This is a genomic window from Stenotrophomonas sp. NLF4-10, from assembly GCF_022359915.1.
Lineage (GTDB): Bacteria > Pseudomonadota > Gammaproteobacteria > Xanthomonadales > Xanthomonadaceae > Stenotrophomonas > Stenotrophomonas daejeonensis.
Window position 1 is genome coordinate 689,697 of sequence record NZ_JAKSEE010000003.1, and the last position, 16,431, is coordinate 706,127.

Genomic DNA, 16,431 nt, shown 5'->3' on the forward strand with positions numbered 1-16,431 from the left:
GCCGCCCTCACCTCCTTGCCGAACCCTCACCCGGCGCCCCGCGCCACCTTCTCCCGAGATGAGAAGGAAATGGAGTCACCTCATGTCCGCACAACCCCGCCAGATGCTGCTCGACCCCGGTTTCGAACTGACGTTGCGCCCGATGCGCTACCCGGACTTCTACGAGATGTACCGCAACGCGATCAAGAACAGCTGGACGGTGGACGAGATCAACTTCCAGATCGACATCACCGACCTGCACCACAAGATGTCGCCGGCCGACCGCCACCTGATCCACCGCCTGGTCGCGTTCTTCGCCACCGGCGATTCCATCGTCTCCAACAACCTGGTGTTGAACCTGTACCAGCACCTCAACGCGCCCGAGGCGCGCATGTACCTGTCGCGCCAGCTGTACGAGGAAGCGCTGCACGTGCAGTTCTACCTGACCCTGCTCGACAACTACCTGCCCGACCCGGAGGAGCGCTTCAAGGCCTTCGCCGCGGTGGAGAACATCGAATCGATCAAGAAGAAGGCCGACTTCTGCTTCAAGTGGATCGACTCGATCCAGGGCCTGAAGCGCATCGAGACGCGCGAGCAGCGCCGCCAGTTCCTGCTCAACCAGATCTGCTTCGCCGCGTGCATCGAGGGCCTGTTCTTCTTCGCCGCCTTTGCCTACGTCTATTACTTCCGCTCGCGCGGCCTGCTGCCGGGCTTGGCGTCGGGCACCAACTGGGTGTTCCGCGACGAGAGCTGCCACATGGAGTTCGCCTTCGAGTGCGTGCGCACCATCCGCGCCGAGGAACCGGACCTGTTCGATGCGCGGATGGAACAGCAGGTCTACGACATGCTGGAAGAGGCGATCGAATGCGAGGTGCAGTTCGCCGAGGACGTGCTCTCCGGCGGCGTGGCCGGCATCTCCACCCGCGACATGCGCCAGTACCTGCAGCACTGCGCCGACAACCATTTCGCCAAGCTCGGCATGGACAGGAAGTACAACGTGCGCAACCCGCTGCCGTTCATGGAACTGCAGGACGTGCAGGAGCTGACCAACTTCTTCGAGCGCCGCGTGTCGGCCTACCAGGTCGGCGTGCAGGGCGAGGTCGCCTTCGACATGAACTTCTGAAGCAGGGCGGGGGAAACCCCGCCGGTCCGGGCGTGGCGCCATGCGGGCGTCACGCCCGGCATCGCCGGTCCTGCGTATCCTGCACCACGCCGCCGCACTCCACGATCCCGCCATGAACGCCGCCGACACCACCGTCCCGCCCACCGAAGTCCGCATGGCGGAAATCGTCTTTCCCAACCACACCAACCACATGGGCACCCTGTTCGGTGGCCAGGCGCTGGCGTGGATGGACAAGGCCGCCTTCCTCGCCGCCGCCCGCTACTCGCGCCGCACGGTGGTGACCGCGCGCTCGGACCAGGTCGATTTCAAGCTGCCGATCCGGGTCGGGCAGATGGTGGAAACCATCGGCCGGGTGGTGCGGGTCGGTCGCAGCTCGATGCACGTGGAGGTGGAGCTGGTCACCGAGGACCTGCTCAGCGGCGCGCGCCAGCTGTGCACCAAGGGCACCTTCGTGATGATCGCGCTGGATGCCGAAGGCCACCCGACCGGGGTGCCGGTGCTGCCGCTGCCGCGGGACTGAACCGGGGCGCCGCTTCGGCCCGGCCGCCAAGACGCAGTGATCCACCGGCCCGGTTGATGTGCCGGTCGATGGACGCTGCAATGGCGCACCCCATCGCCGGACCCCCCTTGCCGTGAGCCTGTTGTTTTCGCCGTTGCAGCTCGGCCCGTTGTCGCTGCCCAACCGCATCGTGATCGCGCCGATGTGCCAGTACGCGGCCGAGGACGGCCGCGCCAGCAGCTGGCACGACCAGCACCTGGGCATGCTGTCGCAGTCCGGCGCCGGCCTGCTGATCCTCGAAGCCACCGCGGTGGCGCCGCGCGGGCGCATCAGCTGGGCCGACCTGGGGCTGTGGGACGACGCCACCGAGGCGGCGCTGGGCGAGGTGCTGGCCTCGCTGCGGCGCTGGTCGCCGATGCCCATCGGCATCCAGCTGGCCCACGCCGGGCGCAAGGCCTCGACCGCGCGCCCGTGGGAGGGCGGTGCCGCCATCGCCCCGGACCAGCCGAATGGCTGGCAGGTGCTGGCGCCTTCGCCATTGCCGTTCAACGAAGGCGATCCCGTGCCGCAGGCACTGGACGCGGTCGCCATCGACGGCGTGGTGGAAGCGTTCGCCGAGGCCGCCCGGCGCGCGGTGCGGCTGGGCCTGGAGCTGATTGAGATCCACGCCGCGCATGGCTACCTGCTGCACCAGTTCCTGTCGCCGCTGAGCAACCGCCGCGACGACGCATACGGCGGCCCGCTGGAAAACCGCATGCGGCTGGTGCTGCGTGTGTTCGACGCGGTGCGCGCGGCGGTGCCGGCCGGCGTCGCGGTGGGCGTGCGCATCTCCGCCAGCGACTGGGTGGAGGGCGGCTGGGACGTCGCGCAGAGCATCGCGCTGGCCCGGGCGCTGGAAGCGCGCGGCAGCGATTTCATCCACGTCTCCAGCGGCGGGCTCGACCCGCGCCAGCAGATTCCGGTCGGCCCCGGCTACCAGGTGCCGCTGGCCGAGGCGATCAAGGCGCAGGTGCGCACGCCGGTCATCGCCGTGGGCCTGATCACCGAGGCGCGGCAGGCCGAGGCGATCCTTGCCGAAGGCCGCGCCGATGCCATCGGCATCGCCCGCGGCATCCTCTACGACCCGCGCTGGCCGTGGCATGCGGCGGCCGAACTGGGCGCGAAGGTGGAAGCCGCGCCCCGCTACCGGCGTTGCGAGCCGCACGGCGTGCGCGGGTTGTTCGCGTAGGTGCCGGGCTTTGCCGGGAAGACCCCGTGCGGGGCAAGCCCCGCACCTACAGGGATCGTCTTTGCGTAGGCACCGGGCTTGCCCGGTGCGGGCTTTGCCGGGAATGCCCCATGCGTGACAGGCCCCGCATCCACGGGAATTCGCCTTTTCGCGGGCACCGGGCTTGTCGTTTGGTTTCCCCGGAAAATTTTGCCCGCCGCTAGACTCGACGCGATGCGCCCCGACTACATCCTCACCCTGTCCTGCCCGGATCGCACCGGCATCGTCTACCGCGTTTCCGGCCTGCTGTTCGAGGCCGGTTGCAACATCCTCGACGCGCAGCAGTTCGGCGACGAGGAAAGCGGCCGTTTCTTCCTGCGCGTGCACTTCGACATGGCTTCGGCAGGCGAGGAGCCGGCGGTGCGCGGGCGCCTGCAACGGCTGGGCGAGGACTATGCGATGGACTGGCAACTGCACGACGCGCGGCGCCGTGCGCGCCTGCTGGTGCTGGTCAGCAAACAAGGGCACTGCCTCAACGACCTGCTGTTCCGCGCGCACAGCCGCCAGTTGCAGGTGGAGGTCGCGGCGGTGGCTTCCAACCACGCCGATTTCGCCGCGCTGGCCGGGTCCTACGGGATACCGTTCCACCACCTGCCGGTGAGCGTGGACAACCGCGCGCAGCAGGAGCGGCAGATCCTCGATCTGGTCGAACGCGAGAACATCGACCTGGTGGTGCTGGCGCGCTACATGCAGATCCTCTCGCCACAGCTGTGCGCGGCGCTGGCCGGGCGCGCGATCAACATCCACCACAGCTTCCTGCCCAGCTTCAAGGGCGCCCAGCCCTACCACCAGGCGCATGCGCGCGGGGTCAAGATCATCGGCGCCACCGCGCACTACGTGACCTGCGACCTCGACGAAGGCCCGATCATCGAGCAGGACGTGGCCCGCGTGGACCACGCGATGACCCCGCGCGACCTGGTGCGGCTGGGCAGCGACACCGAATCGCTGGTGCTGGCCCGTGCGGTGCGCCGCCACGTCGAGCACCGCATCCTGCTCAACGGGCATCGCACGGTGGTGTTCCGGTGATGCCGGTTGCGGGTCTGCTGCCCGCCTGCAGGTGGGTGCCGGCCGTTGGTCGGTACTGTCGAACAGCCGGCAGTGAGCCCATCGGCGCTTCGTGCCGCCGCCACGACCAACGGTCGGGCGCTACCGGGATACCACAAGGGAAAGAGAGTCCCTGGCGGTATCCCCGCAATCAAAGAACCGCAATTCCGGCGGCGGCGAGCGCCTGCCGCGTGGCGGCGTCGTTGCCCGCATCGACCGGGCGCGTCAGGTCCCAGTGGAAACCCACGCGGAAGCCGGCTTCCACCGCATCCTGCGCGCTCCACAACACGCAGTAGTCGCGCGCCAGCCCGCACACGTGCACTTCGGCGATGCCGCGTTCGCGCAGCCAGCCGGCCAGCCCGGTGGCCGGGCGGCCGCCGTCCGGGCCGACGTTTTCGCGAAAGGCGCTGTAGGAATCCACCTGCCGGTTGCTGCCCTTGCGCAGGATCAGGTCGGCGTGGTTCCAATCCACTTGCGGATGCAGCGCCGCGCCGGTGCTGCCCTGCACGCAGTGGTCCGGCCACAGCGTCTGCGGATGGCCGTGCAGTTCGATGGTCTCGAACGGCGAATGCCCGGCGTGCCGGCTGGCGAACGAGGCATGGTCGGCCGGGTGCCAGTCCTGCGTGGCGACGACGGTGGCATAGCGGCGCGCCGCCAGCAGTGCGGCGATGCCCGGCACGATGGCGTCGCCCTCGGCGCAGGGCAGCGCGCCGCCGGGCATGAAGTCCGGTTGCAGGTCGATGACCAGCAGGGCGGTGTCGTTGCGGTGCATCGCGCAGGTTCCGTGGTGGGGGCAGCTACTGTAGCGCCGCCATCGTGCATTGCCCGACGCACTGCTTCGTGAGAGGCCACACGGCTGCAAGGTCTACACTGCGGTGGACCGTGATGACGCGCCGGAGGCGACGATGATCCAGTGGTGGGAAATGGGCCTGCGGCTGCTGCTGGCGGCCTTGCTGGGTTCGGTGATCGGCATCAACCGCGGGCGCCTGGAATGGGCGGCCGGGCTGCGCACGCACATGCTGGTATGCGTGGGCTCGGCGCTGGCGATCATCGTCTCGGCCTTCGGCTTCTTCGACGTGCTGGGCCAGCCCAACATCGTGCTCGATCCCTCGCGCATCGCCGCGCAGGTGGTCAGCGGCGTGGGTTTCCTCGGCGCCGGCACCATCCTGTTCCTGCAACGCGAGCAGGTGATCCGCGGGCTGACCACGGCCGCGGGGCTGTGGGCGGTGGCGGCGGTCGGCCTGGCCGCCGGCGCCGGCCTGTACGCCGCGGCGGTGATGGCCACGGCGCTGATGTGGGCGATCCTGGCCTTGCTCAAGCCACTGGAACAACGCTACCTGCGCCGTCGCGCGCGCAGCGGCCGCCTGCGCCTGCGGGTGGCCGCCGGCACGCCGCTGGCGCGGGTGGAAGCGGCGGCCGCCGACGCCGGCCTGCCGGTCAAACGCATCACCCTGCGCCCGCGCGAGCAGGGCGACGACATCGTCGACATCGACTGCGATCCGCCGCTGCCGCGCGCGCAGCTGCTGGCCAAGGCCGAGCTGCTGGGTGGCGTGGAAGGCGTGGTGTCGGTGGAGCTGGCCGGGCCGGCCACCGCCTGAGGTTCCAGCCGCGGAAATCCCGTGGGAAGGAGGCCGGTTCCGCGGCCCCGTGCCGGCACGGTCGGGGAGTCGAGTATCCCTGCCACCAGCCCCCGGCTTGATCCATGTCAAACAACATATTGTTGTTTTCATGAATCATGTCCACAACATCTTGTGGATTGAAGGGGCTGTCAATGGAGCCAAGCACTTCCCCGGCCACGGCCGGGCGGCATCTGGTCGATTCGATTTCCTCGGTCGAGGAGTACCTGAGCCGTGCCGACTGGCGGGTCAACGCCAATGCCAACCAGGGCTATTCGCTGGGCGGGCTGATCCTGAACGCGGCCGGCAAGGTCACCGCCAACTACTGGCTGGAGCGGGTCTATCCGCCGGAGATCGGCCGCGCCCACCGCGAGGCCGACCTGCACATCCACGACCTGGACATGCTGGCCGGCTACTGCGCCGGCTGGTCGCTGCGCACGCTGCTGTACGAAGGCTTCAACGGCGTGCCCAACAAGGTCGAGGCCGGCCCGCCGAAGCATCTGTCCTCGGCGGTGGGGCAGATCGTCAACTTCCTCGGCACCCTGCAGAACGAATGGGCCGGCGCGCAGGCGTTCTCCTCGTTCGATACCTACATGGCGCCGTTCGTGCGCAAGGACGGGCTGTCCTACGACGAGGTGCGCCAGTGCATCCAGGAGCTGATCTTCAACCTCAACGTGCCCTCGCGCTGGGGCACGCAGACGCCGTTCACCAACCTCACCTTCGACTGGGTGTGCCCGGATGACCTGAAGCAGCAGACGCCGTTCATCGGCGGCGAGGAAATGCCGTTCACCTACGGCGAACTGCAGGCCGAGATGGACCTGATCAACCGCGCCTACATCGAGGTGATGAGCGCGGGCGATGCGCGCGGCCGGGTGTTCACCTTCCCGATCCCCACCTACAACATCACCGCCGATTTCCCGTGGGAATCGGAGAACGCGCGGCTGTTGTTCGACATGACCGCCAAGTACGGCCTGCCGTACTTCCAGAACTTCATCAACTCCGAGCTGGACCCGGGGATGATCCGCTCGATGTGCTGCCGTTTGCAGCTGGACCTGCGCGAGCTGCTCAAGCGCGGCAACGGCCTGTTCGGCAGCGCCGAGCAGACCGGCAGCCTCGGCGTGGTGACGATCAACTGCGCGCGGCTGGGCTACCTGCACCGCGGCGACGAGGCCGCGTTGTTCGCACGGCTGGACGAGCTGCTGGAACTGGGCCGGCGCAGCCTGGAGATCAAGCGCAGCACCATCCAGCAGCTGATCGACGACGGCCTGTACCCGTACACCAAGCGCTACCTCGGCAGCCTGCGCAACCATTTCTCGACGCTGGGGGTGAACGGCATCAACGAGATGATCCGCAACTTCAGCGGCGATGCGCACGACCTGACCAGCGACTGGGGCCACGCCTTCGCCCTGCGCCTGCTCGACCACGTGCGCGCGCGGATGGTGGCGTTCCAGGAAGCCACCGGCCAGCTCTACAACCTCGAAGCCACGCCGGCCGAAGGCACCACCTACCGCTTCGCCAAGGAGGACCGCCGCCGCTGGCCGGACATCCTGCAGGCCGGCAGCGCCGACAAGCCGTACTACACCAACTCCTCGCAGCTGCCGGTGGGTTTCACCGACGACCCGTTCGAGGCGCTGGAACGACAGGAAGCGTTGCAGGCCAGGTACACCGGCGGCACCGTGCTGCACCTGTACATGGGCGAGCGCATTTCCAGCGGCGAGGCCTGCCGCGAGCTGGTACGGCGCGCGCTGAGCCGCTTCCGCCTGCCGTACATCACCGTCACCCCCACCTTCTCGATCTGCCCGGTACACGGCTACCTGGCGGGCGAGCACGAATTCTGCCCGCGCTGCGACGAGCGGCTGCTGGCGGAAACCCGGGCGGCCGCCATGTCGCCCACCACCGACGACGTCACGTCCCACGAGGAGACAACCGCATGAACACCATCGCCATTCCCGCAACTCCCGCCGCCACCGCGCCGCTGCGCGACGAAGACCGCCAGCGCTGCGAAGTGTGGACGCGGGTGATGGGCTACCACCGCCCGGTATCCAGCTTCAACATCGGCAAGCAGGGCGAGCACGCGCAACGGCGCTTCTTCAGCGAAACCCCGGTGCGCAGGGCCGCATGATCCGCGTCGGTGGAATGACGCCGCTGACCAGCATCGACTTTCCCGGCGGGCTGGCGGCGGTGTTGTTCCTGCAGGGCTGCCCGTGGCGCTGCGGCTACTGCCACAACCCGGAGCTGCTGCCTGCGCGCGGGCCGGTCGAGTTGGACTGGGCGCAGGTGACGGCCTTCCTGCAACGCCGCCGCGGGCTGCTCGACGCGGTGGTGTTCTCCGGCGGCGAGCCGACCGCGCAGGCCGCGCTGCCGGAGGCCATCGCGCGGGTGAAGGCGATGGGTTACCGGATCGGCCTGCACAGCGGCGGCATGTACCCGGCGCGGCTGCGCCGGGTGTTGCCGCAGCTGGACTGGATCGGGCTGGACATCAAGGCCCCCGCCGAACACCACGACGCGGTGACCGGCCGCCGTGGCAGCGCCGGCCCGGTGGGCGAAGCGCTGGACGCGGTGCTGGCCAGCGGCGTGGCCTACGAATGCCGCACCACCTGGCACCCGACGCTGTTCCCGGTGCAGGCGCTGTACCGCCTCGCCGAAGGGCTGGTTGCGCGCGGCGTGGCGCATTGGGCGTTGCAGGAGTGCCGCGGTGAAGGGCGTGCCCGCATCGCCGAGGACGACGTGGACCTGCATCGCCTGCGCGCGGGTTTCGCCAGTTTCTGCTTCCGCCGCGGGTGAGCCCGTGGCGATGATGGAACGCGCCGCCGCGATGCACGGCGGCGCGTTCGTGTGTCACGCGGCAAACGCCTCGCCGCGCATCTCCCGTGCCGCCTCGACCAGCGCGGTCAGCGCCGCCCGGGTTTCCGCCCAGCCGCGGGTCTTCAGGCCGCAGTCCGGGTTCACCCACAGCTTCTGCGCCGGCAGGACCTCGGCGGCCTTGCGCAGCAGGTCCACCATCTCGCTGCGGTCGGGCACGCGCGGCGAGTGGATGTCGTAGACGCCGGGGCCGACCTGGTTGGGGTAGTCGAAGCGCGCGAACGCATCGAGCAGTTCCATCCGCGAGCGCGAGGTCTCGATCGAGATCACGTCCGCATCCAGCGCCGCCACCGAGTCGATGATGTCGTTGAACTGCGCGTAGCACATGTGGGTGTGGATCTGGGTGGCGTCGCCCACGCCGCTGGCGCTGATGCGGAAGGCCTCCACCGCCCAGCCAAGGTAGGCCGGCCATTGCGCGCGGCGCAGCGGCAAGCCCTCGCGCAGCGCCGGTTCGTCGATCTGGATCGCGGCGATGCCGGCCGCTTCCAGGTCGTTGACCTCGTCGCGCAGCGCCAGCGCGATCTGCCGGCAGGTCTGCGCGCGCTCCTGGTCGTCGCGCACGAACGACCATTGCAGCACCGTCACCGGGCCGGTCAGCATGCCCTTCATCGGCTTGTCGGTCAGCGACTGCGCGTAGTGCGACCAGCGCACCGTCATCGGCGCCGGGCGGCTGACGTCGCCGTAGATCAGCGGCGGCTTCACGCAGCGCGAGCCATAGCTCTGCACCCAGCCGTTGCCGGTGAAGGCGAAGCCATCGAGCTGCTCGCCGAAGTACTCGACCATGTCGTTGCGCTCGAATTCGCCGTGCACCAGCACGTCCAGCCCGATCCGTTCCTGCTCGCGCACGCACTGCTCGGTCTGCCGTTCGAGGAAGGCCTCGTAGTCGGCGTCGGCGAGCTTGCCGGCCTTGTTGCGGGCGCGCGCCTCGCGTACTTCCAGCGTCTGCGGGAACGAGCCGATGGTGGTGGTGGGGAAGGGCGGCAGGCGCAACGCCGCCGCCTGCAACGGCAGGCGCTGCGCATGCGGGGTGGCGCGGGTGGCGTCGGCGGCGGTGAGCGCGGCCACGCGCGCCTTGACCGCGGCGTTGTGCACGCGCGGCGAACGCCGCCGGGCTTCCACCGCCTCGCGCGCCTGCGCCAGCGCGGCCTCGGTGCCGGCGTGGCCGTCGAGCGCGTCGGCCAGCAGCCGCAGCTCGTCGAGCTTCTGCCGCGAAAACGCCAGCCAGCCGCGCAGTTCCGCGTCGAGCTTCTTTTCCAGCGTCAGGTCGACCGGGCAATGCAGCAGCGAGCACGACGGCGCCAGCCACAGCGGACCGTCGCCACGGTGGCCGCGTGCGTAACGGGCGAGGATCAGCGCGTTGTCCAGCGGGTTGCGCCAGATGTTGCGGCCATCGACCAACCCCAGCGACAGCACGCGCCCGGCCGGCAGCGCGCGCAGCACCGCATCGAGCTGCTCCGGCGCGCGCACCAGGTCCACGTGCAGGCCCTGCACCGGCAGCGCGGCGGCCAGCGCGAGGTTGTCGTCGAGCGCGCCGAAATAGGTGGCCAGCAGGATGTCCGGGTGCGGTGCTTCGGCCAGATGGGCGTAGGCGCGTTCGAATGCGGCGCGCGCGGCGTCGTCCAGATCCTGCACCAGCACCGGCTCGTCCAGCTGCACCCATTGCGCGCCGGCGTCCTTCAACGCCGCCAGCAACTGCGCGTAGACCGGCAGCAGCGCGTCGAGCAGGTCCAGCGGGTGGCTGCCGTCGGTGGTCTTGGACAGCAGCAGGAAGCTCACCGGCCCGAGCAGCACGGGACGGGTTTCGATGCCCAGCGCCCTGGCCTCGCGGTACTCGGCCAACGGCTTGTCGCCGCGCAGCGCGAAGCGCTGGCCGGCGTGCAGTTCCGGCACCAGGTAGTGGTAGTTGGTGTCGAACCACTTGGTCATTTCCAGTGCGTGCAGGTCGATGCCGGGCTTCTGCAGGCCGCGCGCCATCGCGAAGTAGGCGGCCAGCGGATCGCGCTCGGCCAGGGCGCGGTAGCGCTCGGGAATGGCGTCGAACAGGAACGCGGTGTCGAGCACGTGGTCGTACAGCGAGAAATCGTTGCTCGGCGGCAGGTCCACGCCGGCCTCGCGTTGCAGCTTCCAATGGCGCGCGCGCAGTCCGGCGGCGGTGGCCTGCAGCTGCGCGGCATCGGTTTCGCCGCGCCAGTGGCTTTCCAGCGCGCGCTTGAGTTCGCGGCGCGCGCCGATGCGGGGAAACCCCAGGTTGGTAACGCTAGTCATGACACTTTCCTCATTGCATGGGCATTGAGGAACGAAGGAACCGCGCGCTGCCGCAACGGCCACCGGGCCGTGCCATCACCACGCCAGCGACCTTCGCCCCCGCGGGCGAACCGGGTTCCGTGGCGAAGGCAGGCAGGGCCGCCACGCGGGGACGCGCGTGCGGTCCGGCCGCCTCCCCGCGGAGACGCCAGGTCGAAACAGGAGGCGACGCGCCTCCCGGCCCAGGCCGGTATTCGGGCTGATGGACGTGGACGCGGCTGCGTCCGCCTAGTGGCCGTCGCTTCCCGGGCGCGGCGGCCCAGTGCTGATTTGACGGCGGTCGTTTCCATTCACCGCTGCGGGGCAGCTCCGGAATGGCGGGCCTTGCGAGCGCGCTTCACCGGATTCCCGTTTAATTTCATCCCTTCATCCGAATGAAGCGATGAATACCTTCGGCGCGCACAAGATAGGCGCGCACCCGCTGCCGGTCAAGCGCGGGCGTGCCGGGGCCGGGAGCGGCCCGGTTCAGGCGCTTCGTTTACCCTTGGCGTCCCCCGCGCCAGCCGGGGCCGACTTCCCCACGGACACGTTTCGCCTTGCAGCCGCTCCACGACCCGCGCTACGCCGCCTCCCTGCGCCTTTCGGTGGCGCCGATGATGGATTGGATTGAATGTTGCTAAAACAACATATATTTCAATACGATAACAGTTGCTATCGATAAGTTGGTGTCACTTTCGTGACGCCTTAGAGTCCGAATATCGTGACTCGCCCCTCTCCAAGCCACCCATTTAGCGACATCTGCGCGCCGTTCGCATTACGATGCCGCTGCAGACAGGAAAGGGGGAAAGATGTCAGCGCAACCTACGGCCGTCGTGGCTGAGCTTAGGGACAGTCCAGCTAGCAACGAACTTCGTCAGGTGGACTCGACGAAGGAGGTGCGTGGAAGTCTCACGCCGGAAATCGTGATTGCCCTTTGCGGGCCGATTGGGTCTCCTCTACACGAAGTTGCTACTCAGATAAGCAGCGCTTTAGTGCCCTTTGATTACAAGGCTGAGCAGATTCGGCTAAGCAGCATCATTAGCCTGAATGCTGGTGACGTTGGGAAGATCATCTTTCCTAAGCCGAGGCTCAAGCAGATCAATTCGCTCATCGAGGCTGGGGATGCTCTGAGGGAAAAGTACGGACACGACATTCTAGCGAAGGTTGCAATTGCGAAAATCAGTGCTGATCGGGCACAGGGTTATGGCGAATTTGACGATAAGGCCGCCGAGTCGGGTGTTGCCGAAAGCAAGAAAATAAACAATCAGCGCATTTGCCATATCATAAATTCAATCAAGAACGAGTCGGAGCTCGAACTCCTCCGGCTTGTATATGGGAATGCTCTTGTCGCTATTGGAGTTTTCTCCCCGCTAGATATACGTCGCCACAACCTTCAGAACGCTGCGCAGGAGGCGATGAGCTCGGACGACATCGATACGCTCATCGATACGGATTCTGGCGAGGAGTTTGCGCATGGCCAGTCTGTTCGCGACACGTTTCCTAGATGTGATTTTTTCCTCAGGGTTGATCAGCCAGTTTCGGGTTCCACTGAATCGGATGCTGCTGGGCAAATTGCCAAGAAGCTGCGCCGTTTGTTTGGGCTGATCTTCAGGACGTCAATTTCGACGCCGTTACCAGAAGAAACCGCAATGTATGCGGCGGCATCGGCAGCTCGGAATTCCGCTTGCTTATCACGGCAGGTTGGCGCTTCGGTTACGAGTCGCTCTGGGGAGTTGTTGGCTGTCGGTTGGAATGACGTTCCACAGGCGGGGGGCGGGCTTTATGGAAAGCCTTCCTTGGAAGCGACCAGTGCTGCACTCGACCCAAGTGCTGATCGGCGGTGCTTCGCAGGTGAGAATCCGCGTTGCCGAAATGATGAAGAGAAGCTTGGCATTGCAGGTAAGGTGGCCGACCTCCTCATCAAAGAGGGTCTGGTTGCAAAGGATCACCGGGATCGCATATTAACGGCAATTTCAAAGGATTCTAGAGTCAAGGATCTCATTGAGTTCTCGCGTGCTGTGCATGCAGAAATGCACGCGATACTTGGTGCGGGACGAATCGCTGGAGACCGCCTTGTAGGGGGGATGATCTTCGTCACTACCTATCCATGTCATTCATGCGCTCGCCATATCGTTGCGGCAGGAATAACCGAGATTCACTATATTGAGCCATATAGAAAAAGCATGGCAACGAAGCTGCATTCGGATTCGCTAACGGAGGGCGTGGGCCCTGATATGCGGGTGAAGCTGATACAGTTTGACGGAGTGGCACCGCGCCGGTTCATAGAAATTTTCGAGGCGGGCAAGCGCAAAGATCGCGGCGTGCTAGACTTGTCTCTTAGAGATGCTGCAATTCCGTCAACTCGCGTAAGCCTGAAGGCAATTCCGCGGTTGGAAGAAGCGGTGATTGCAGAGCTTGATAATAAGGCTCTGAAGTACGTACCCCTGGCAAGCACGTAGGATTTCACAATGGCTAAGACTCCGAAAAATTCACCGCATCAGCTTGAGCTGCGAGTGTTTGGAGATGTGAAGTGCAGCTCAGTTTGTTCCAGCAATCACGAAGCATCTAAGGTTGTTTCAAAAGCTGCGAGCTCGTGCGATCATGCGCTGACCAATGTTCGGGAGGCCTCAGATCAGGACATAGCTATCTATCGTGGCATCGCTGATCGGTACTTTCGTTCGTAGGTCTATATCCTTTTTCGCTTAATTGCATAGAGCCCTGCGAAAGCGGGGCTTTTTCATGATGCCCTTTGAAGCTTCTGCCATTGCTTTGTAGCCTCATCGCGCTGCTCGTCGATGTAGCCGGCGAGTGCATCAGCAGCTACGAGCCAAGGCGACTTCTGGCTGCCCAGGCGGAACACCGGCACAGGAAGCGACTGACGCGCTGCGCGCCGGTTCGCTTCTTCTGGCTTCATGCCGAAGTGATGGCAGCACTTCTCCAGCGGGATGTGCCCGGTTCCGAACTCTGCCAAGAGCAGGAATAGCGTGGTGGTAGTCATCGCTCGCTGTTGTCTCCATCCACGCTTTCCCAGCGCTCGTCGGGCACCTGCGCGGTGAGCGGCTTGGAGCGATACCAGCGCTTGCAGCCCTTGTGCAGCGTGACCGGGTTGCCGTCGACGGAATGTGGCACGCCTTCGCCTTCGATCTTCTTTCCGCAGTGGTAGCAGATAGCCATCAGCGGGCCTCCAGTGTGCGTTGCAGGTTGTGGGTCATGCTGCGGGCCTTGAATGGCGCCATGACCTTGTTGGCCTCGGCCATGTCGCCGTCCGCGAGGCAGTGCAGGGCGAGCGCACGGGCTTCCCACAGCTTGCGGGTACGCGGGCGCACCATGTCCAGGTCGATGCCCGACATGTGGGCCAACTCGCGCGCGTGCCGCTGGACGACGGCGAAGTCACGCATGAAGTCACGCATCGCTCGCCTCCTTTCTCCCCGCGTTCATGTACAAGAGACTGAGCGCGCCCATTGCTGCATTCAAAATCCAGTGCCCATTGCCGCAGCAGGCGATCACGAGAAACGCCAGCCCGGTCGCGTAGTTCTTAGTCAGCATCGCTCGCCTCCTGACCGAAAGTCTCGCCAGCATCTGCGCTTGCCGCACCAACCGCCTTGGCGGCTTCGTCCAGATCGTCGGCGGCCTGCTCCAGCTCGATCACCAGCCACTCGGGGAGCTGCGTCCGCATCTGCGCCGTGTCGCGCAGTACGAGGGAGCTGCGTTGCAGGCGGGCCAGCAGATCAGCGTGCATCGCTCGCCTCCTGCTGTCGGGCGGCGGCCGGAATCGGCATCCACTCGCTCGGATGCACAAGCATCTGTGCGCCGTCCTCCGTCTCGCACACCAGCCACGCCTCATCACCGGTCACCGGGTTTTGCACCCAGTGCGCGGCGTACACGCTGCCGGACTCACAGCGCACCAGCACGCGCTCGGCGTGCGGCGCGTAGTCGATGGCGAGCCACTCCGGCGCGGCGCGCAGGGCGGCGGCGATAGCGAGGATTGCCGCGCGATGCTTATGTCGCCCACTTCGCGTCCACTCCGCACACCTCGACTCACCAATCTCATCGTATGCCGCCGCAAGCAGCTCGCGGGCCTGCTGCATCAGGTCAGACATGGCGCACCGCCTTCTTGAACTCGTCTCGGGCCTGCATGACCACCCGCTGATGCGCCTCGGCAATCTCCAGCGCCGTGGCTGTTGGCCTTCTTCTCGCGCATCGTCAGCCGCTTGCGCAGCTCCTTCGAGAATTCCGTGGCTGCGGAGCTGAATCCACACTCCACGACGGCATGGAGGGCGCTCAGCATCAGGTCGTTGGCGCCGGCCAGCGGTGCGCCGGGCACAGTGACGACCACCTGCTCCGGGTTGTCGGCCTCGACGGCGACAATGCCGGCTTCGTCCATGCGGGCGCGGTCCAGTTCGGTAAGCTGACCGCGCGGGAAGATGATGACCTGGCTCACGGCTGCACCTCCGCATCGCCGGCCAAGACCGGTTGTGCCTGCAACTTGGCGAAGCACTTCGCGCAGAGCGGCACGCCATCGCTGTCCCAGTGTTCGACGGGGCCGCACTCGGGGCTGCCGCTTTCGCAGCGATCCTCAGCGGCATCGTGAGCCGGCTCCTGCATCGCGGCGTCGATGGCGGCGGTCAGCATCTGTGCTACCTCCACGCGCGCCTGCGTCGGGCTCAGTTCGCCGATGCACGTCCAAGCTGCTTGCGCGGCCGCTATCAGCCCGACAACGACCGCATTCCGCGCCTCGCTGCCGCCCTTGGGGCTGTCCTCGACGTGCCCGCTTCCTCCGCGTGCCGGGCAGTTCAGATGGGCTTCGTCGGCGATGAACTGCGCTTCGCTGTCGCCGTAGTTGCGGAACGTTGTGGCCTTGGGGCTGCCGTCGATCAGGGCCAGAAGTCGGTCAGCCTCCCTGCAAATGGGGTGGTCACTATCCTCGCTGTGCGTGTATGCGGCATCTGACCATGCAACCACGGCCTCGCGGAACTGCCGAAGGTCGATCCCCGGCGCTGCGGGGGTACTGGCCAGCAGCTCCCCGACGATGTTCGATGCTTCGGCGAAGTTCTTGGCGCCGAGAACTTCCAGCAGGCCGAGCGCGTGCGGGTCGATCCCCGGCGCTGCGGCGGGCTGCGACGAAAGCCGCTTGCCGGCGGCGCGGATCGCTTCGCCGATGTTGATGGTTTCGCCCACGGTGTCGTACATGCAGCCATCCCACTGCTGCGCGATCTGCTCGATGACGTGCTGCTCGGCCTTCGCTGCCGCGTATCCAGCCGCGAACTGCCGCGCGCCCTGGTCCGCGATGTCGCCTGCGGTGAAGCCCTGCTGCTCGTTGTGTGCGTTCATGCTGCGGTCCTCGGAAAATGTAGGGTGATGCGCCGGCCTTCGAGCCGGAGCGGAAAGCGGCGCGGGCGGGTAGCCGCTGGCAGCCAGGGGAAGCGGTGCACGAGGTTGGCGCGCAGGCGGTGCGCGTCCGCGTGGCGGAAATGGCCTTCGTAGGAGGCCCACACGGCGCGCGCGGCGCGGAAGTCATCGGGGGTGCCAGTGATCCGGCAGGCGGCAACGTGAGCGCTCTCCCAAGCCGCCAGCGCGGCGCGCGCGTGGGAGACGACCCGACGCCGGACTGTGGTGTGTGTCGGCCGCACCACATAGCCAAGGAAGTCGATGCCGGCGACCGCCCGCTCGATTTCAAGCAGCAGGCGTTCGGCGGTCTTTGCGATGGGTGGCAACTTGAAGGTCATCGGGCTTCGGTCAGGTCAGGCCAAGATGCAAA

The 16,431-nt window shown here is 66.7% G+C and carries 20 protein-coding genes and 1 riboswitch; of the genes, 9 read left to right on the top strand and 11 right to left on the bottom strand.

What is annotated here, in order from left to right:
• Window positions 1-82 precede the first annotated feature (82 nt).
• The 4 genes from MIC98_RS03190 (at window position 83) to purU (ending at window position 3,894) form a co-directional block, all read left to right on the top strand.
• Window positions 83-1,102, top strand: coding sequence for a ribonucleotide-diphosphate reductase subunit beta (locus MIC98_RS03190; protein WP_239735473.1), 1,020 nt, complete (start codon window positions 83-85; stop codon window positions 1,100-1,102).
• 112 nt (window positions 1,103-1,214) lie between these two features.
• Window positions 1,215-1,622, top strand: a complete 408-nt coding sequence (locus MIC98_RS03195) for an acyl-CoA thioesterase (RefSeq protein ID WP_057640375.1) — start codon at window positions 1,215-1,217, stop codon at window positions 1,620-1,622.
• Window positions 1,623-1,734: 112 nt separating this feature from the next.
• Entirely contained in the window at window positions 1,735-2,829 is a 1,095-nt protein-coding gene (locus MIC98_RS03200) for an NADH:flavin oxidoreductase/NADH oxidase (protein ID WP_239735475.1), read from the top strand.
• A gap of 213 nt (window positions 2,830-3,042) precedes the next feature.
• Window positions 3,043-3,894, top strand: a complete 852-nt coding sequence (gene purU, locus MIC98_RS03205; RefSeq protein ID WP_239738013.1) for a formyltetrahydrofolate deformylase — start codon at window positions 3,043-3,045, stop codon at window positions 3,892-3,894.
• A 169-nt stretch (window positions 3,895-4,063) separates the two neighbouring features.
• On the opposite strand, the gene pncA is transcribed toward purU, so the two are convergent.
• Window positions 4,064-4,684 carry a bifunctional nicotinamidase/pyrazinamidase gene (gene pncA, locus MIC98_RS03210; protein WP_239735477.1) on the bottom strand — a complete coding sequence of 207 codons (621 nt, stop codon included), beginning with the start codon at window positions 4,682-4,684 and terminating at the stop codon, window positions 4,064-4,066.
• Between the two features lie 103 nt (window positions 4,685-4,787).
• Between pncA and MIC98_RS03215 the strand changes: the two genes are divergently transcribed.
• The 4 genes from MIC98_RS03215 (at window position 4,788) to MIC98_RS03225 (ending at window position 8,312) form a co-directional block, all read left to right on the top strand.
• On the top strand, window positions 4,788-5,510 hold the full coding sequence (locus MIC98_RS03215; protein ID WP_211258174.1) for an MgtC/SapB family protein: 723 nt from the start codon (window positions 4,788-4,790) through the stop codon (window positions 5,508-5,510).
• A gap of 173 nt (window positions 5,511-5,683) precedes the next feature.
• The gene (locus tag MIC98_RS03220) at window positions 5,684-7,462 is read left to right on the top strand and encodes a ribonucleoside triphosphate reductase (protein ID WP_275584467.1); all 1,779 of its coding nucleotides are present in this window, start codon (window positions 5,684-5,686) and stop codon (window positions 7,460-7,462) included.
• Entirely contained in the window at window positions 7,459-7,650 is a 192-nt protein-coding gene (gene nrdD, locus MIC98_RS17015) for an anaerobic ribonucleoside-triphosphate reductase (RefSeq protein ID WP_057640380.1), read from the top strand. Before MIC98_RS03220 ends, nrdD begins: the two co-directional genes overlap by 4 nt.
• The gene (locus MIC98_RS03225) at window positions 7,647-8,312 is read left to right on the top strand and encodes an anaerobic ribonucleoside-triphosphate reductase activating protein (RefSeq protein WP_057640381.1); all 666 of its coding nucleotides are present in this window, start codon (window positions 7,647-7,649) and stop codon (window positions 8,310-8,312) included. Before nrdD ends, MIC98_RS03225 begins: the two co-directional genes overlap by 4 nt.
• Window positions 8,313-8,366: 54 nt before the next feature.
• On the opposite strand, the gene metE is transcribed toward MIC98_RS03225, so the two are convergent.
• Window positions 8,367-10,655 (bottom strand): 5-methyltetrahydropteroyltriglutamate--homocysteine S-methyltransferase, encoded by a 2,289-nt coding sequence (gene metE, locus MIC98_RS03230; RefSeq protein WP_239735479.1) that lies wholly within the window; start codon window positions 10,653-10,655, stop codon window positions 8,367-8,369.
• A 206-nt stretch (window positions 10,656-10,861) separates the two neighbouring features.
• Window positions 10,862-11,103: riboswitch (cobalamin riboswitch) on the bottom strand.
• Between the two features lie 379 nt (window positions 11,104-11,482).
• Between metE and MIC98_RS03235 the strand changes: the two genes are divergently transcribed.
• Window positions 11,483-13,132: an anti-phage dCTP deaminase gene (locus MIC98_RS03235; protein ID WP_239735481.1), complete on the top strand. Its 1,650-nt coding sequence runs from the start codon at window positions 11,483-11,485 to the stop codon at window positions 13,130-13,132.
• A gap of 278 nt (window positions 13,133-13,410) precedes the next feature.
• Here MIC98_RS03235 and MIC98_RS03240 read toward each other — a convergent pair whose 3' ends face one another.
• Genes MIC98_RS03240 through MIC98_RS03280 form a run of 9 tightly spaced genes read right to left on the bottom strand, consistent with a single transcriptional unit; the run spans window position 13,411 to window position 16,399 of the window.
• A complete protein-coding gene (locus MIC98_RS03240; RefSeq protein ID WP_239735482.1) occupies window positions 13,411-13,671 on the bottom strand; it encodes a pyocin activator PrtN family protein in 261 nt (86 codons plus the stop codon).
• Window positions 13,668-13,847: a hypothetical protein gene (locus tag MIC98_RS03245; protein ID WP_239735484.1), complete on the bottom strand. Its 180-nt coding sequence runs from the start codon at window positions 13,845-13,847 to the stop codon at window positions 13,668-13,670. Before MIC98_RS03245 ends, MIC98_RS03240 begins: the two co-directional genes overlap by 4 nt.
• Entirely contained in the window at window positions 13,847-14,083 is a 237-nt protein-coding gene (locus tag MIC98_RS03250) for a hypothetical protein (RefSeq protein ID WP_239735487.1), read from the bottom strand. The genes MIC98_RS03245 and MIC98_RS03250 overlap by 1 nt, the downstream gene beginning before the upstream one ends.
• Window positions 14,076-14,219 carry a hypothetical protein gene (locus MIC98_RS03255; protein ID WP_239735489.1) on the bottom strand — a complete coding sequence of 48 codons (144 nt, stop codon included), beginning with the start codon at window positions 14,217-14,219 and terminating at the stop codon, window positions 14,076-14,078. Before MIC98_RS03255 ends, MIC98_RS03250 begins: the two co-directional genes overlap by 8 nt.
• Window positions 14,209-14,412, bottom strand: coding sequence for a hypothetical protein (locus MIC98_RS03260; RefSeq protein WP_239735491.1), 204 nt, complete (start codon window positions 14,410-14,412; stop codon window positions 14,209-14,211). Before MIC98_RS03260 ends, MIC98_RS03255 begins: the two co-directional genes overlap by 11 nt.
• Entirely contained in the window at window positions 14,402-14,773 is a 372-nt protein-coding gene (locus MIC98_RS03265; RefSeq protein WP_239735493.1) for a hypothetical protein, read from the bottom strand. The genes MIC98_RS03260 and MIC98_RS03265 overlap by 11 nt, the downstream gene beginning before the upstream one ends.
• Window positions 14,761-15,114, bottom strand: a complete 354-nt coding sequence (locus tag MIC98_RS03270; protein ID WP_239735494.1) for a hypothetical protein — start codon at window positions 15,112-15,114, stop codon at window positions 14,761-14,763. The genes MIC98_RS03265 and MIC98_RS03270 overlap by 13 nt, the downstream gene beginning before the upstream one ends.
• Window positions 15,111-16,004, bottom strand: a complete 894-nt coding sequence (locus MIC98_RS03275) for a hypothetical protein (RefSeq protein WP_239735496.1) — start codon at window positions 16,002-16,004, stop codon at window positions 15,111-15,113. Before MIC98_RS03275 ends, MIC98_RS03270 begins: the two co-directional genes overlap by 4 nt.
• A complete protein-coding gene (locus MIC98_RS03280) occupies window positions 16,001-16,399 on the bottom strand; it encodes a hypothetical protein (protein ID WP_239735498.1) in 399 nt (132 codons plus the stop codon). Before MIC98_RS03280 ends, MIC98_RS03275 begins: the two co-directional genes overlap by 4 nt.
• Between the last annotated feature and the right edge of the window lie 32 nt (window positions 16,400-16,431).

Coding starts and splice junctions, on each gene's coding strand:
- MIC98_RS03280 (WP_239735498.1), bottom strand. CDS start 16,399: ATGACCTTCAAGTTGCCACCCATCGCAAAGACCGCCGAACGCCTGCTG.
- purU (WP_239738013.1), top strand. CDS start 3,043: ATGCGCCCCGACTACATCCTCACCCTGTCCTGCCCGGATCGCACCGGC.
- metE (WP_239735479.1), bottom strand. CDS start 10,655: ATGACTAGCGTTACCAACCTGGGGTTTCCCCGCATCGGCGCGCGCCGC.
- MIC98_RS03255 (WP_239735489.1), bottom strand. CDS start 14,219: ATGCTGACTAAGAACTACGCGACCGGGCTGGCGTTTCTCGTGATCGCC.
- nrdD (WP_057640380.1), top strand. CDS start 7,459: ATGAACACCATCGCCATTCCCGCAACTCCCGCCGCCACCGCGCCGCTG.
- MIC98_RS03250 (WP_239735487.1), bottom strand. CDS start 14,083: ATGCGTGACTTCATGCGTGACTTCGCCGTCGTCCAGCGGCACGCGCGC.
- MIC98_RS03240 (WP_239735482.1), bottom strand. CDS start 13,671: ATGACTACCACCACGCTATTCCTGCTCTTGGCAGAGTTCGGAACCGGG.
- MIC98_RS03235 (WP_239735481.1), top strand. CDS start 11,483: ATGTCAGCGCAACCTACGGCCGTCGTGGCTGAGCTTAGGGACAGTCCA.
- pncA (WP_239735477.1), bottom strand. CDS start 4,684: ATGCACCGCAACGACACCGCCCTGCTGGTCATCGACCTGCAACCGGAC.
- MIC98_RS03275 (WP_239735496.1), bottom strand. CDS start 16,004: ATGAACGCACACAACGAGCAGCAGGGCTTCACCGCAGGCGACATCGCG.
- MIC98_RS03195 (WP_057640375.1), top strand. CDS start 1,215: ATGAACGCCGCCGACACCACCGTCCCGCCCACCGAAGTCCGCATGGCG.
- MIC98_RS03225 (WP_057640381.1), top strand. CDS start 7,647: ATGATCCGCGTCGGTGGAATGACGCCGCTGACCAGCATCGACTTTCCC.
- MIC98_RS03245 (WP_239735484.1), bottom strand. CDS start 13,847: ATGGCTATCTGCTACCACTGCGGAAAGAAGATCGAAGGCGAAGGCGTG.
- MIC98_RS03190 (WP_239735473.1), top strand. CDS start 83: ATGTCCGCACAACCCCGCCAGATGCTGCTCGACCCCGGTTTCGAACTG.
- MIC98_RS03265 (WP_239735493.1), bottom strand. CDS start 14,773: ATGTCTGACCTGATGCAGCAGGCCCGCGAGCTGCTTGCGGCGGCATAC.
- MIC98_RS03260 (WP_239735491.1), bottom strand. CDS start 14,412: ATGCACGCTGATCTGCTGGCCCGCCTGCAACGCAGCTCCCTCGTACTG.
- MIC98_RS03220 (WP_275584467.1), top strand. CDS start 5,684: ATGGAGCCAAGCACTTCCCCGGCCACGGCCGGGCGGCATCTGGTCGAT.